Genomic DNA, 15,462 nt, shown 5'->3' with positions numbered 1-15,462 from the left:
TTAATGGCTTACTGTACTGTTGCAGTTAATTTAATCTGATTATTGTTTGACACCATATCCATTTTTTGAATACTGATGCCTGCTTGAGACAGTTGCATCAAAAAGTTAGCCAATACCGCATAGTTCTGATGTTCAGCTACGAGCTGAATTTGTTCTCCATTTTGTTGAGAAGATACCGCTAAACCTTGTTGTTGCGCTGTGCGTTGGATTTTATCCGCTACAGTTAAACTTGAATCAGCCGCAGGTTTCATGGTCGCAGCATTACTCTGCATCCATACGGTAATATCCTTTAAATCATTTAAACGCTTCTGTTGCTTATCAGCCAAGGCATGCATTTGCCACAAAGAACAACCAATGGCAGCAACGATCACAAAAATAGTGGTAAAAATCACCATTACACGTTCACGGGCCGATAAACTTTGTAGATATTCATTCAATGCTTCAATTTTCTGATCGAAGCTATTTTGTAATCGAGTAAATGCTTTCATTATTTTACTTTCACCACCCCGATCGCTCCTACACTATCTGCCTGCACATTGCCGAGCTCAGCTTGGAAACCTTGTTGGTTTAATTGTTGTGTTAGTCCTTGTAAATCATCTGCAGATTTTGCTTTAAGCGACATTGCCAAAGTCGAGGCATCATAACTTACCTGTTGCGCAACAATTTGTTTTTGCATCAAGATTGGGCCGACACGACTTAATAATGAAAGTGCTTGCGTATCACCGAGCTGACTCATCCGCAGTTGCGCTTCAAACGAACTTTTCAGATTTTGCTCAGTCACTCGTATATTTTCACCAAACCAAGCTTTATATTGCTCAATCGCTTGGCTTGCAGTTTGGTCAGCTACTTTTTTCAGCTTTGACCAGCGCAGCGCATCATAACCCAGTTGTACAATAATCACAGCCAATAAGACGACTGCTGCCGCTTTCCAATAACCAGACCATTGCGTTTCTGCATTTTTTGCTTTGGGTAAAACATTAAAAGGATGCTGTTTCGGTCTTAATAACGGCTCGAATTGATAACTGAATTCAGTACGCTGATCTTTACTCGATGCCGTCGCCAAACTTTCCAAATGCCCAGCGTTCAAATTCGCAAATTTATACTGTGTTTCTGCAGTTTGAAACTCAAGATATAAGGCGAAGTCATCCACCGAGTTGCCTGACCAGGCACTTTCTCTCACCAATAAATGATCATAAAGATTGAGTAGTACTACTTGATTCTGTTCTGGTTCTGGAACAATCAAAAAGTCTGGCAAGAATGCTGTGATCTGGATCGGCAAAAGGCTGAGTGCATGTTGCCATGTTTCAATCGAATATTGCGCCACACCCAAGATATTGAGCTGATCATTTTGAAACTGATGAACCACTTTCATTTGATCAATCGGCAAAGTCACAAACTCTTCCAAGAGGTATTTAACCCCTTCCTGTCCCAATTGTTTGTAATGTGCTTTGGTCATTGGTTGTTGTAATAATTGAGCATTTCTGCTTGGAAAATAAACCACGGCCTCTTTTCCATGATGCTCTTGCAAGTCCTGAATTAACTGTTCAAGACTGTGTGCCTGCAACCAATTTTCCCCTGCCGACCAATACCATGTTCCATTGGTTTCGGGCATCCATATATACAGCATCGGTGTTCAGTACCCTTATCCTATTGCGGATATATAAAAATTATAATGTTGGTGTAAAACGATTCTTTTGTGTCGACAAACCATTCGCGATCACAGCTTGATCATAAATACGTGCTTCAGCCAATGCAAATGGATTAAAACCTTCATGTGTCAATTGTTCTTCAATATGTGCCACCACATTCATATGACACACCACTGCAATCGACTCATAGGGTAATTTGGATAACCATTCAATCGCATCTTTGGCATCATCATCTGGTTTAATCTTATCGCAAATTAAAACGGGAATACCGTGAAAATGTGCTTTGATGTGCGCCAAAGTTTCCTGTGCACGTAATAAAGGACTGACCACAAAGATTTCTGGTTGAATCACATCTTTTAAGAAATGACCTGTTTGCTCAGCTTGTTGATGCCCACGCGACGTGAGTGGACGCTGCATATCATTTCCATTGATGGCTGGAGAGGCTTCACCGTGACGAACTAAAGTTAACTGCATAAAACGACCTTATTTTTTATAGCTGTATCATAACGCGAATAGATGACAGTTTTTTGATTAAACTTCATGATGCGGTAAAACAAATTCCACATCACTACGATGACCATTTTTCATCAATGACAATGCAATGGTCATTGGCGGCGCCCCTTCAAAAATCACTTCATACAGTGCATTGGTAATCGGCATATACACATCCAGCTCTTCAGCTTTGGTTCGCACCTGAACGATGGTATTAATCCCTTCCGCAGTTTGACCCAACTCTTTAGTCGCTTGATCCAAGGTTTTCCCAGAGCCTAACGCAAAACCAATTTGATAGTTACGACTTAATGGACTATTACAGGTGGCAAATAAATCACCGACGCCAGACAAACCTAAGAAGGTCAATGGATTAGCACCTTGCTTTACTGCAAAACGACTCATTTCAGCCAAAGCACGGGTTAAAATCATGCTCTTGGTATTTTCACCAATCTTATAAGCCCCACCCATTCCCATGGCAACTGCATAAATATTTTTCAATGCGCCGCCCAGTTCTACACCGTGCACATCATCACTGCCAAATACGCGGAACAAGGCACTGTGCAGCGCATGTTGCACTGCATAACGCACCAGTTCTGATTCACTGGCGATGACCGTCCCAGATGGCATGCCTGCCATGATTTCTTTGGCAAGATTCGGTCCTGATAATACGCCATAAGGCACTTCAGGCAATTCAGCACGAATAATATCGCTCATAAAGCTAAAGGTTTTTGCTTCAATCCCTTTGGTCAATGAAACCACCGCTTGCGCTGTAATAAATGGCGCAATTTGCTTTAACACATCACGAAATGAATGGCTTGGAATCGCCACTAGAATGATATCACGATCTCGTACAGCCAATTCCAAGTCGGCAACGGCACGTAAAGCTGGCTCTAGTGGGTAGTCAGGTAAATAGCGTTTATTGATATGCGTTTGATTAATTTCTTCTGCGACGGACGCATCACGAATCCAAATCATGGTGTCGCAACCATTTCTAGTCGCTAAATTCGCCATCGCCGTACCAAAACTACCACCACCCAGTACCGTAATTCTCAATGCTGTTTTCTGATCTACAGCAACGGGTTCAACTAAATCGCTAAAATTTAACTCTGACATTTTTTATCCTGAAACGAATTTCTTTCTTTAATGAATGGCTCAAAATAAAGCTTAGTGAGCTTGCCATATTTTTACGAAATCTTGGCTGTCTATTTCTGCTCTTGGTGCAATCGCTTTCGCTGCTGTTCCGATATAAATAATTCCAGAAATAAGATCCTGTTGTTTTAATCCCAATTGCTGTTTCAACCAATTCGATTCAACCACCGCACCAGATCGCCACATGGTTGCAAAACCTTGCGCTTGTAAAGAGAGCAAGAAGTTTTGAATCGCAGCACCTGTACTTAAAATCTGTTCAAAGTGTGGCACTTTAGGATGATCTTGAATCGTCGTCAAAGCCAAAACCAACAAAGGTGCACGAAATGGATGCTGTTTTACTCGATCAAGTTGTGCTGGATCTGCCTCGCCCAAATCTGCTAAAGCACTCGCTAAATGCTCACCAAAAGCCGCGCGTAGCTCTGGGGTGACAATCACAAAACGAGTTGGTTTTAAACGATGATGATCAGGTGCGGTCAATGCAGCTTGCACTGCTTTTTCAAGTTGTTCTGTATTCGGCGCAGGCTCAATGAGTTGCCCAATAGATTGACGTTGATGAATATTTTGATGAATTGTCTCTATATTTGAGTCCGTCATTGAAATGAATCTAACTAACACAAGGATGGCGCTAGATTAGCATAGTCTGAATGATTTTCACTATGCTTAATTCATGCTTGTCATAGATGTCTATAATTGAATTTTGTTGGTAAATAACAAATATCATCAGCGCTAAACTCATCATTCATTTGAGAAAATTTACAGAGTGTCTGCATAAACTGTACAGAACCTGCAAAAGCGTTCGGAAATTCTATGTTCCAATGACACAATTATGTAACGACTTGAGAACAAGTAATGAAAAAAACCTTAATCATGAGTTTAGTTGGTGGCTTAGCACTTGGATTAACTGCATGCGCCTCTACCCCTACCAACACATTGGCGATTCAAAAAGAAAATAATCAATATGAAGTCACAGGCATTGGTAAAACCAACCTGATTGCAAAAAACAATGCGGTTACTGCTGCACAGAAAACCTGTACCCGCAACACAGCCCCAGTCGTTGTTGACGAAAAAACTGCGTACCAAGGTGTATTAAAAGGTGTTGTCGACGAGCAAACAGGTAAAATGGTCGAAGCTGCTGCAGGTGTACTCGGTACGATTACAGGTAAAAATGCTTCACTCGCACGTGATGATGATTATCAAACTACGCTTACCTTCTACTGCAAGGCTAATTCATAAATACAAAAAAGCCGATGTTTGAAACATCGGCTTTTATTTTCTAAATCACTTAGTGCGCTTCGCTCGCAGCGACTTCAGATGCTGCACCTTGTTCAGCAACATCAGTATTATTTTCATCTAAATTCGGTTTATCAATCGCATCAATTGCAGCTTGTTGCTCTGGGGTCGTCTGTGTTGTTACAGCAGAAGCTGCTTGATCTTGCTGTTCAGTATTTTTCGCTTCTTCTTTCTTTGCACACGCAGTCAGCATGATTGGAGCAATAATTAGAGCAGCAAGGGTTAATTTAAATTTCATCACGGCTTTCCACAGTTACTTGGTTAAGTTGTGACAAGCATATTTCAGATATATGACATTTTGATGACGACAACGTTGTACAAAAGTAAAAAGAGCCGATTGACATCGACTCTTTTTGAAGTATCTTCTGATTAATCAATAAATTGAAACCTGATTAGGCACGCTCAAGTAAAACGGCAACAGCTGGCAAAGTTTTGCCTTCAACAAACTCTAAGAATGCACCGCCACCTGTTGAGATATAACCAATTTGATCAGCAACTTGGTATTTATCAATCGCAGCCAATGTGTCACCACCACCCGCAATCGAGAAACCAGCAGATTCAGCAATCGCCAATGAAAGTGTTTTAGTTCCTTCACCGAATTGATCTACTTCAAAAACACCCACTGGACCATTCCAAAGAATTGTTTTAGAAGATTTTAAGATGTCCGCAAATGCTTTAGCCGTTTCAGGACCCACATCCAAAATCATATCAGTATCAGTGACATCAGCAACATTTTTCACTACGGCTTGTGCACTTGCCAATGAGCCAAGGAAATCTTCAAAGTTGATTTGGCTTGCATCTGCAACCACAACATCTGTAGGTAATGGAACACTGACTTTTGCAGCAATTTGTTTTGCAGTTTCAACTAAATCCGCTTCGTAAAGTGATTTACCAACATTGAAACCAGCTGCAGCCAAGAAGGTATTGGCAATACCACCACCCACAATCAATTGATCACAGATAGTAGACAATGAAGTCAACACATCAAGTTTAGTTGATACTTTAGAGCCTGCAACAATCGCAACCATTGGTTTTTCTGGTGTTTGCATTGCACGACCAAGCGCATCTAACTCAGCTGCCAATAAAGGACCTGCAGCAGCGATTGGTGCAAAACGTGCTGCACCTTCAGTTGATGCTTCTGCGCGGTGTGCTGTACCGAATGCATCCATCACGAATACATCACATAACGCAGCGTATTTCTTCGCAAGATCTTGGTTATTTTTCTTTTCGCCGTGATTGAAACGAACGTTTTCAAGTAATACCACTTGACCCGCTGCGACTTCAACACCATCTAAATAATCTGTGAATAATTTTACCTCTTGACCCAATGCTTTGCTTAAATAAGCAGCAACTGGTGCAAGTGATTGTTCTGGTTTTGGCTCACCTTCTACAGGACGACCAAGATGAGAAAATACCATCACTGCCGCGCCTTTTTCTAAAGCCGCTTTAATGGTTGGCAATGCAGCACGTAAACGTGCATCACTGGTAATTTCCCCATTTTTTACAGGAACGTTTAAGTCTTCACGAATAAGAACTCGTTTACCTGCTAAATCAAGATCAGTCATGCGCTGAAAATTCATGGATGGCTCTCTAGTTGATTTTAAAAACGGCGTAATTTTAAATGATTCTCTGAAATAAAGGTGAGTTTTTTTGCAGAAAAGCTGCCGAAAGCTTCAGTTTTGATTATGATAATCAGCGTCATTAAATCTTTCTATTATTATGTCAATTCATCCAGATCCAAAAATTAATCGTTTAAACGTGCTTGGCGAACCTTTAGCCAGTTGTTGTTATGACCCAATCACTGGGTATTTTCGTAATGGCTTTTGCCACACGGCGGTCACCGATTTAGGTCAGCATACGATGTGTGCCCAAATGACTTCAGAGTTTTTAAATTTCTCGCAAAAAGTTGGCAATGACCTCATTACACCGTTACCTGAAGTCGGCTTCCCTGGTCTCAAACCGGGTGACTTCTGGTGTATCTGTGTAACGCGTTGGGTTGAAGCTTATCAAGCAGGACAAGCACCGCCGATTAAGTTGAATGCTTGCCATAATGCCGTTCTGCATTATGTTCCGTTAAATATCCTTGTGGAATATGCAGTCTAATGCCTCAACATGAACTGATTTTGGCATCCAGCAGTCAAACCCGTAAAGATCTGCTGGATCGTTTAAGGTTGGATTATCACTGTATTTCCCCTGATATTGATGAATCAGCCGACGGTGAATTACATGCCGATGATCTGGCTAAACGACTGGCCTATGAAAAAGCCCGTGTCATTGCGGAACAACATCCAAATGCGATTGTGATTGGTTCAGATCAAGTAGCTTGGCGCGAACATGCACCTTATGATTTTATTGGCAAGCCGCTGAGTGTTGAAAATGCCATTCAACAATTACAAACCAATTCTGGTCAAACTGTATTTTTTAGTACTGCACTCAGTGTTCAACATCTGCAATCAGGTTTTGAACACACATTGGTCGAACATTACCAAGTCAAATTCCGTCAACTGACACTGGCTGAGATTGAACGTTACATCGAAATTGATCAACCTTTGCATTGTGCGGGTAGTTTTAAATGTGAAAGCTTGGGGGTTAGCTTATTTGAAAAAATGATGGGTGATGATCAAACTACGTTGATGGGTTTACCCATGATTCAATTGTGTAAGATCTTACGTCAATTTGGGATAAGTGCGCCTTAAAAACACCCTGACCTAAACTCATTTTAGATCAGGGTCAGTGATTACTCTTCGACTACAGTGACTCTTTTTGGCAATGCAAACCAAATAAAAATCGACAGAATCAAGAACAGCAGTGCAGCCACGTTCAGGACGGAACGATGCGATTGACTAAAGGCCTGTTTTGCAGATTGAATCAAATGTTCAGCAATTGTTGGCTGTAATTGTTTCGCCGCTTGAATCGCTTCTCCGATTGAACTACTCGCCTGCTGCAGCATGTTATTCGGTACATCGCTTGGAATCACAATCGAGTTGGCATAGAACCATGACAACATCAGACCGAAAAATGCGATGCCCAAACCTGCACCTAACTCGTATGCCATCCCTTCAATCGCACCTGCGGCAGTGGCCTTGCTCGGTGGAACAGAGGACATAATTGCTGAGGTTGAAGACAGCAATGCAATTTCCACACTCAAGCCTAATAACACCATCCATGCCCATGCGTGGATTTGTGCTTGCATCAAATTGGTATTGGCCAAGCCCCACAAACTCATCGCACTCACCAGCATACCAAGCGATGCGACAGAACGTAGACCAAAACGGTTCACCAACATACTGGCAATTGGACCACCTAAACTAATCGCAATCATAAACGGTAGAATAAATGCCCCTGCAGCCAATGGTGAAAGCTGATACACAAATTGCAGCTCTTGCGAAACCAACAGTTCGAATCCGACCAAGGCCATCATCGAGACAATCGCCATGACCACACCTGTTGCAATCACAGGATGTTTAAACAATTGGATATCAATCATTGGTGATTTTGATGTTAACTGCTGACGAATAAAGCCAACCAATAAACTAAAACCGACTGCAAAGATGAGAACTGACCACACAGTAAAGCCATGCATCACCGATTTCACGGCATAAATCATACTCAGGATGGCAACCACCAAGACCAAGGCTTGTAACAAATTCAGATTTTGCTTTGGCTGGCCTGTTTGCTTCGGAATCAAAAATGCAGCCAATACCACCACAGCGATCATAATGGGTACATTAATCAGGAACACTGAGCCCCAATGGAAATGCTCAAGCAAAAAGCCACCGAGTAATGGACCAAAAGCTGCACCACCACCACCGACTGTTGCCCAGATCCCTAAAGCAAAGTTCCGTTGTTTTTCATCAAGAAAAGTATTGCGCACTGCCGATAAGGTTGCAGGTAAAATCATTGCCCCCCCCACAGCCAATAAAGCACGTGAAGCAATCAATACCAATGCCGTTGGCGAAAATGCAGCAGCAAGTGAAGCAAGGCCAAATAACACCGCACCAATAATCATGAGGCGTTTATAACCGATACGATCCCCTAAGGCACCCATCGGTAAAATCAGCCCGGCCATAACCAATGAATAAATATCAATAATCCATAACAGCTCATTGGCTGAAGAAGAAAGCGACTCGCTTAAGGTAGGTGTCGCCACGTGTAAAATAGTTGCATCAATCGCGACAGGAATATAGATCAATACAACAATTGCAAGAATTAACCACTTGCGTGACATAAATGCCTCTAAATTGGACAATTGTTCAAGTTGGCGTTATTATAACCAAAATTGAACACCTGTCCAACTTTTGGATTTAAGTGAGTTTGTTTCTAATTTGTATGTGAATATAGGTACTAGACAAAGAATGGCTTATTTAAACCGTGAACAACGTCGTGAAATGATTTTGCAAGCTGCGATGCAGGTCGCATTAAACGAAGGTTTTTCCGCCATGACGGTTCGTCGTATCGCCAGCGAAGCTCAAACGTCGACTGGTCAAGTGCATCATCACTTTGCATCCAGCTCACAGCTTAAGGCAGAAGCATTTGTTAAATTAATGCAGCAATTGGACGAAATTGAAAATCAGGTGACGACGGTCAATTATCAACAACGTCTTTCCCTACTCCTTGGCTGTGAAAACATCGAACAAATTCAACCCTATTTACGATTATGGAATGAGGCTGAAGTTTTAATTAATCAAGATCAGGAAATCAAACGAGCCTACAACATTGCCATGCAAGACTGGCATCGTTCAATTGTACAAATGATTGATGAAGGTCAAACCCAAGGTGAATTTCATTTCGACACCGATAGTCACGATATTGCATGGCGTTTGATTGCTTTTGTCTGTGGATTGGAAGGGATTTATAAGTTAGGTTTAGTTGGTCTAGATGAAGTTGATTTTAAACGTCATACTGAAGCAATTATTCAAGCAGAACTATTTCAAAAATCAAAATGAGTAAACAATGAAACGAGCATTATTACAGACAGCAAGACTCGATTTATTTGTATTTCAAATGGATGACCTTGCAGATATTTACCCGTGTGTCACAACAACATTAACCCGTTATATGGCTTGGGAACCTGCTCAAAATTTCGCAGCCCAAGAAAAAATTGGGCAACAATGGCTGATCGCCGAAACAGACCATACCGATCGCCATTTTGTGTTACGTCTTAAACAAGATCAGGCGTTCATTGGTCTCATCGGTGTGCATCGAATGCAGACCGCAACACCCGAACTGGGACTATGGATTCGGGAAGATTGCCACAATCAAGGATTTGCCAAAGAAGCGATTTTAGAAGTATTCCGTTGGGCCTCTACTCATCTCGCAGCCCAATATTTCTTATATCCTGTTGCAGTGGAAAATCAGCCAAGTCGTAAACTAGCTGAATTTCTAGGTGGAACAGTGGCTGCGCATAAAACTGAAAAGAAGTATGAAGCGTTGATTTACCATATTCCCCCTTATCAAGCACAGTCCAATTAGAACCAGCCTTTTCGCCCTGTTCGTATTTCATCTGCACAGCGTAAGGTTTCTTGACTCAAACCCCATAGACGATAATCCCCTGTTGCCGAGGTCACATTAAAATTATGGGTATAAGCAAAACTAAGTTCACGATCAAAATCACACCAAGCACCTGAACCATTAAAACCCACGTGTCCAAAGCCATGTGGCGCACGTTTGCCCATCGTTAAAATACGGTGGTATCCCAAACGCCAATGCATTGGAATCGGCATTACTCGATCACGCGCTTTACTTTGTACCGTACTGAGTTGCTTAAATACTTCTGGGTGAATCAGCTGCTGCCCCTGCCATTGCCCTTGATTGGCGAGCATTGCATAGACTTTTGCCAAACTATCAGCAGTAAATACTCCATTAGCCGCAGGAATAACAGCTTGCAAACCTTCATCACTATAAAAGCTAAAATGACGCATGCCTTTTGGAATCATGGCATCCTGAAAGTCTTGTGGACTTTGTCCAGAAAGCTCTAACACTCGTTCTGATAAAGATGTTTTACGGGGCTGACTGTTTTTCTTGCTTTGCGGTTTAGCTTGAGCAGTGGTTTTCGGCTGTTCCAACAAACGCGCAACACGATTTAATTCCGATGTTGGTGTCCCAAAATATGCGCCATCCAGTTCAAGCGGTTGTACCAGATAACGTTGCATCAGCCAACTCAGAGGTTGTTTGGCGGCTTTCTCAAGCACACCACCCAAAATCCACCCATAGGTCAAAGGCTGATAGGCATAGCTTTGCCCTGCTGCAAAACGTGGTGTCGCTGCTGCCATAACATCCAGCATATGCGGCCAGTCCAGCATTTCTGTAGCTGTTTCAATGGTATTTCGAATATCGAATAAGCCACTTTGATGTGACAAAACATGACGTAAAGTAATATTGGCTTTGCCATTCTGAGCGAACTCAGGCCAATAATGTGCAATCGGTTGCTCATAATCCAGCACACCTTCACTCACCAAAATATGTGCAAGTGTTGCCAGAATGCCTTTCCCTGTTGAATAGCACATGGCTAAAGTATTGGATTGCCAATCTTCTTCTTGAGATTTTTTACCCGTATAAATATCAACAACTTTTTGACCTTGGAAATACACCACCAATGCTGCACCACCTTGCTGGGTTCGTGCATCTTGCAGACGGCTAAATTGGCTCGCCAAATCAATAAAGCGTTCATCAACACTGCCGTGATAATGATGTGTATCAGCAAATAAAAGTTCTTTAATCAAAGCTCAATTCCTTATGATATTTATGTTTTTTATAATCTCCCTGTTGCGAACAACAGGGATGATTTACACGACATGATCGTGATTAAAGTGCTTTCACGGTACCTGCAACATGTGGCTTTTTAGATTTCACATTACGAATTAAGAAATCTGTTTGTTTTGACTCAGCTGCAGTTAAAAACTCGACCGTAGATGGTAAAAACATCGGCAGTTTAAACCATACATCTGCTTCATAAGCCGCAGGTAATTCGATACTTGCCAAAGCTTTAGCTTTGCTCCACATCCCATGTGCAATCGCCTGTTTAAAGCCAAACGCTTTTGCAGTCACAGCATGGATATGAATCAAGTTAAAGTCACCCGAAATCACGGCATAACGGCGACCGGTATTTTCAGAAATATTCCATTCTGCCTGTGGTTGATAAGCAGGCTCTTGAGATTCTTTGGCTTTTTCAGTCGCTTTTTTCTCAGTTTTTTGGCGTGATAAATAAGTGGTTAAACTTTCCATCACCACTTCACCACCGACTTTTGCAGTGGTGATGAAATCAAACTGTAAACCTTTATCATGCGGTTTTAGCTCACCAAACTTGCACGACAAAGTGATTTGCTCATTCACAGCAATTTTGCGAGTTTGCTTAATCTGATTACGAATATGCACCAAACCCAAGATCGGGAATGGAAATGCCTCACTGGTCATCATGTGCATTTGCAAACTTTGCGATAAAACCGCCAAATAGATTGCTGGCACGAAACCATCATTTTTAAAACCACAAATCTCGTTATAGCTTTCTAAATGTTTGGCATCGATTTTCAGTGTATCTACCACATATTCAACTTGTGGCAGAACCTTTTCACCCTTTGGTTTTTTGAAAATAAGACCTTGAATGACTTTTGGATAAGCTAAATAAGGTTTTGGCAACTGACTAAAATGACGTGTATTCATAATAAACCTTTCAATATTTTTATAAAAAAGGGATGCACAAGCACCCCTCTTCAAAACCCTAATGCTTAGGCACCTAACAAGCTTTGACCGCAGACACGAACAACGTTACCTGTCACACCTGTTGAACCTGTTGATGCATACCAAGCAATTGCTTCAGCCACATCTACAGGCAAACCACCTTGGTTCATCGAGTTCATACGACGACCTGCTTCACGAATCGCGAATGGAATCGCAGCAGTCATTTGTGTTTCGATAAAACCAGGTGCAACCGCATTGATGGTAATACCATTTTTCAATGTCGGCGCAGTAAATTTAACCAAACCTATTACACCTGCTTTTGACACAGCATAGTTGGTTTGGCCAAGGTTACCTGCGATACCACTGATTGATGATACACAAACGATACGGCCATTGGCATTTAAACCATCATGAGATAGTAAGTAATCGTTAACACGCTCAATTGCAGATAAGTTAATGTTGATCACGAGATCCCAAAGCTCAGGCTTCATATTTGCCAGAGTTTTGTCACGGGTAATCCCTGCATTATGAACAATAACGTCTAAACCACCTTGTTTTGCAGCAGCAGTTTTGATTTTCTCACCTGCATCGGCAGCAGTAATGTCAATTGCCAAGACTGAACCACCAATTGAACCAGCAACACGCTCTAAATCAGCTTGTTGTTGTGGAACATCTAAGCAAATAACATGCGCACCATCACGAGCCAATACATGCGCAATCGCTTCACCAATACCACGACTCGCACCAGTCACCAATGCTGTTTTACCCGCAAGTGGCTTCGCCCAATCTAAATCAACCACATCTGCTTTAGACACACGAACCACTTGACCAGAAACATAAGCAGAACGTGGTGAAATCAAGAAACGTAAAGTTGATTCAAGGTTTGCTTCCGCACCCTGATCAACATAAACCACTTGTGCAGTAATCCCCTTTTTGAATTCTTTACCAACAGACTTGATAAAACCTTCAAGCGCACGTTGTGCAATCGCTTGTTTTACTGTTTTCGCAGTTTCTGGTGTGGTACCAATCACGATCACACGACCTGAACTTGAGATTTGACGTGCGATTGGATTGAAGAAGTCGTATAACGCTTTTAATTGTTCTGAATCTTGGATACCAGAAGCATCAAATACAACCGCTTTAAACTTAGATTCTTTATCATCTGCATTAAGAGGACGAAGATTTAAACCTACTTTTGCCGCAGTTTGTTGTAATTCAACATTATTACCAACATAGCTATCTGCATGAATATTACTCAAAACTTGAGCAATCGCAGCAGAAATCGTGCTTGATGGTGCTGCGCCAAGCAATACTGCACCATTTACAACTGGTTGAGCACTTTCAAAACGATCTAGCGCAACTGGTGATGGTAAACCTAAATTTTTTACGACAAACTTACCTAAAGGTGATTGTGTAAATGCTTGGTACTGATCAGTCATGGTTATTATCTCTCATACAAATGAATTTGTTACAAACACATGAATCATGTTGGGATATGGCATGAAATCAATGTCTGATTGACTCATAGCAAATCATACTTGAGTTCATGTCTGGATGTCTTGACCTGAATGTGGTCTCAAGCGTCATTCTAGTCAATACAGCAGTATTGGAAATATGGTATGTTTGTAGCAAGAATATCGCAATTATGCTTGGAAAAGCCTTATGAGCAAAACAACTCAAGAAAATCCAGCAGTCGAGACTTCCGCTCAAGAGACTGTGTCAAATACATCAAAAGCAGCTTCAACTCCACGTAAAACTGCAAGCACAACATCGAAAGCGGCAACGACGACACCAAAAACAACGCGTGCTCGCGCTACAACACGTAGTGCGGGTACGACAAAAAGTGCTGCTGCGTCTACAACGACCAAAGCAGCGACTGCTAAAACAACCAAACCTTCTGTTCAACAGGATAAAACCATGAGCCAAAACACTGTGCGCCGTGTTGCCATTATCGGCGGTAACCGTATTCCTTTCGCTCGCTCTAACGGCGCTTATTTCACAGCTTCTAACATCGACATGTTTACAGCTGCGTTAAACGGTTTGGTTGAGCGCTTCAACCTACAAGGTCAACGCCTAGGTGAAGTGGTTGCTGGTGCAGTATTAAAGCACAGCCGTGATTTCAACATGACACGTGAATGTGTTTTAAATACGCAACTTGCGCCAGAAACTCCTGCTTACGATATCCAACAAGCATGTGGTACAGGTTTACAAGCAGCATTTCTTGTAGCAAACAAAATTGCTTTAGGTCAAATCGAAGTGGGTATCGCAGGTGGTGTTGATACCACTTCTGATGCGCCAATCGCTTTCGGTGACGGCTTACGTAAAGCATTATTAGAGCTTAACATTGCTAAAACTGGTAAAGACCGCTTAAAAGCTTTAGCAAAAATCAATGTTAAAGATCTTATGGATGCACCTAAAAATGGTGAACCACGTACTGGTTTATCGATGGGTGACCATCAAGCAATCACTGCGCTTGAATGGGGTATTCCACGTGAAGAGCAAGATATTCTTGCTGCTTCTTCTCACCAAAAAATGGCAAAAGCATACGAAGAAGGTTTCTTCGATGACTTAATCACGCCATTCTTGGGTTTAAGCCGTGACAACAACTTACGTGCTGACTCTACTGCTGAGAAATTAGCAAAATTAAAACCTGCATTTGGTAAAGGCGAAGCTGCAACCATGACTGCAGGTAACTCTACGCCGTTGACTGATGGTGCATCATGTGTACTTTTAGCGTCTGAAGAATGGGCTAAAGCAAATGGTCACGAAGTCCTTGCTTACCTAACTTTCTCTGAAACTGCTGCTGTTGATTTCGTTGGCAAGAAAGAAGGCTTATTGATGGCACCTGCTTATGCAGTTCCACGTATGCTTGAGCGTGCTGGTCTTAAACTTCAAGATTTCGACTACTATGAAATCCACGAAGCATTTGCATCACAAGTTCTTTCTACATTGAAAGCATGGGAAGACGAGAAATTCTGTAAAGAGCGTTTAGGCTTAGATGCACCTTTAGGTTCAATTGATCGTAGCAAGCTAAACATCAAAGGTTCTTCTTTAGCTGCGGGTCACCCATTTGCTGCTACAGGTGGTCGTATCATCGCGACTGCTGCGAAAATCTTAAATGAAAAAGGTTCAGGTCGTATCCTCGTTTCGATCTGTGCTGCTGGTGGTCAAGGTGTAACAGCGATTATTGAAAAATAATTGTTCA

The 15,462-nt window shown here is 41.9% G+C and carries 17 protein-coding genes; 6 read left to right on the top strand and 11 right to left on the bottom strand.

The window, feature by feature from the left end:
• Positions 1-8: 8 nt before the first annotated feature.
• From gspM to F993_RS14845, 5 genes are read right to left on the bottom strand one after another with little or no spacing between them, the layout of a single operon-like run.
• Positions 9-488, bottom strand: a complete 480-nt coding sequence (gene gspM / locus F993_RS14825; RefSeq protein ID WP_004653023.1) for a type II secretion system protein GspM — start codon at positions 486-488, stop codon at positions 9-11.
• Positions 488-1,627, bottom strand: coding sequence for a type II secretion system protein GspL (gspL, locus tag F993_RS14830; RefSeq protein ID WP_004653022.1), 1,140 nt, complete (start codon positions 1,625-1,627; stop codon positions 488-490). The genes gspM and gspL overlap by 1 nt, the downstream gene beginning before the upstream one ends.
• 40 nt (positions 1,628-1,667) lie before the next feature.
• Entirely contained in the window at positions 1,668-2,123 is a 456-nt protein-coding gene (locus F993_RS14835) for a SixA phosphatase family protein (RefSeq protein WP_004653020.1), read from the bottom strand.
• Positions 2,124-2,180: 57 nt separating this feature from the next.
• Entirely contained in the window at positions 2,181-3,254 is a 1,074-nt protein-coding gene (locus F993_RS14840) for an NAD(P)H-dependent glycerol-3-phosphate dehydrogenase (RefSeq protein WP_004653019.1), read from the bottom strand.
• Positions 3,255-3,305: 51 nt separating this feature from the next.
• Complete coding sequence (locus F993_RS14845; protein ID WP_004653018.1) at positions 3,306-3,884, bottom strand: nitroreductase family protein; 579 nt, start codon at positions 3,882-3,884, stop codon at positions 3,306-3,308.
• A gap of 255 nt (positions 3,885-4,139) precedes the next feature.
• On the opposite strand from F993_RS14845, the gene F993_RS14850 reads away from it, so the two are divergent.
• Positions 4,140-4,523, top strand: a complete 384-nt coding sequence (locus F993_RS14850) for a hypothetical protein (RefSeq protein ID WP_004653017.1) — start codon at positions 4,140-4,142, stop codon at positions 4,521-4,523.
• 49 nt (positions 4,524-4,572) lie between these two features.
• On the opposite strand, the gene F993_RS14855 is transcribed toward F993_RS14850, so the two are convergent.
• Positions 4,573-4,818, bottom strand: coding sequence for a hypothetical protein (locus F993_RS14855; protein ID WP_004653016.1), 246 nt, complete (start codon positions 4,816-4,818; stop codon positions 4,573-4,575).
• Between the two features lie 154 nt (positions 4,819-4,972).
• Entirely contained in the window at positions 4,973-6,160 is a 1,188-nt protein-coding gene (locus tag F993_RS14860) for a phosphoglycerate kinase (RefSeq protein ID WP_004653015.1), read from the bottom strand.
• A 139-nt stretch (positions 6,161-6,299) separates the two neighbouring features.
• Between F993_RS14860 and F993_RS14865 the strand changes: the two genes are divergently transcribed.
• Positions 6,300-6,683, top strand: a complete 384-nt coding sequence (locus tag F993_RS14865; RefSeq protein WP_004653014.1) for a DUF2237 family protein — start codon at positions 6,300-6,302, stop codon at positions 6,681-6,683.
• On the top strand, positions 6,683-7,276 hold the full coding sequence (locus tag F993_RS14870; RefSeq protein ID WP_004653013.1) for a Maf family protein: 594 nt from the start codon (positions 6,683-6,685) through the stop codon (positions 7,274-7,276). The genes F993_RS14865 and F993_RS14870 overlap by 1 nt, the downstream gene beginning before the upstream one ends.
• A gap of 41 nt (positions 7,277-7,317) precedes the next feature.
• On the opposite strand, the gene F993_RS14875 is transcribed toward F993_RS14870, so the two are convergent.
• Positions 7,318-8,808, bottom strand: coding sequence for an MFS transporter (locus F993_RS14875; RefSeq protein WP_004653012.1), 1,491 nt, complete (start codon positions 8,806-8,808; stop codon positions 7,318-7,320).
• A 127-nt stretch (positions 8,809-8,935) separates the two neighbouring features.
• Between F993_RS14875 and F993_RS14880 the strand changes: the two genes are divergently transcribed.
• Together F993_RS14880 and F993_RS14885 are read left to right on the top strand one after the other, a co-directional pair.
• Positions 8,936-9,526 (top strand): TetR family transcriptional regulator, encoded by a 591-nt coding sequence (locus tag F993_RS14880; protein WP_004653010.1) that lies wholly within the window; start codon positions 8,936-8,938, stop codon positions 9,524-9,526.
• Between the two features lie 7 nt (positions 9,527-9,533).
• Entirely contained in the window at positions 9,534-10,052 is a 519-nt protein-coding gene (locus F993_RS14885) for a GNAT family N-acetyltransferase (RefSeq protein WP_004653009.1), read from the top strand.
• On the opposite strand, the gene F993_RS14890 is transcribed toward F993_RS14885, so the two are convergent.
• The 3 genes from F993_RS14890 to F993_RS14900 form a co-directional block, all read right to left on the bottom strand.
• Positions 10,049-11,302 (bottom strand): serine hydrolase domain-containing protein, encoded by a 1,254-nt coding sequence (locus tag F993_RS14890; protein ID WP_004653008.1) that lies wholly within the window; start codon positions 11,300-11,302, stop codon positions 10,049-10,051. The genes F993_RS14885 and F993_RS14890 overlap by 4 nt on opposite strands.
• An 82-nt stretch (positions 11,303-11,384) precedes the next feature.
• A complete protein-coding gene (locus F993_RS14895) occupies positions 11,385-12,239 on the bottom strand; it encodes a MaoC family dehydratase (protein WP_004653007.1) in 855 nt (284 codons plus the stop codon).
• 65 nt (positions 12,240-12,304) lie between these two features.
• A complete protein-coding gene (locus F993_RS14900) occupies positions 12,305-13,696 on the bottom strand; it encodes a 3-oxoacyl-ACP reductase (protein ID WP_004653005.1) in 1,392 nt (463 codons plus the stop codon).
• Between the two features lie 223 nt (positions 13,697-13,919).
• Here F993_RS14900 and F993_RS14905 point away from each other — a divergent pair, with 223 nt between their 5' ends.
• The gene (locus F993_RS14905; protein WP_004653004.1) at positions 13,920-15,455 is read left to right on the top strand and encodes an acetyl-CoA C-acetyltransferase; all 1,536 of its coding nucleotides are present in this window, start codon (positions 13,920-13,922) and stop codon (positions 15,453-15,455) included.
• The last annotated feature ends 7 nt before the right edge of the window (positions 15,456-15,462 follow it).

It is taken from the genome of Acinetobacter proteolyticus (genome assembly GCF_000367945.1).
Lineage (GTDB): Bacteria > Pseudomonadota > Gammaproteobacteria > Pseudomonadales > Moraxellaceae > Acinetobacter > Acinetobacter proteolyticus.
This window is presented reverse-complemented; position numbering and strand designations above follow the sequence as displayed.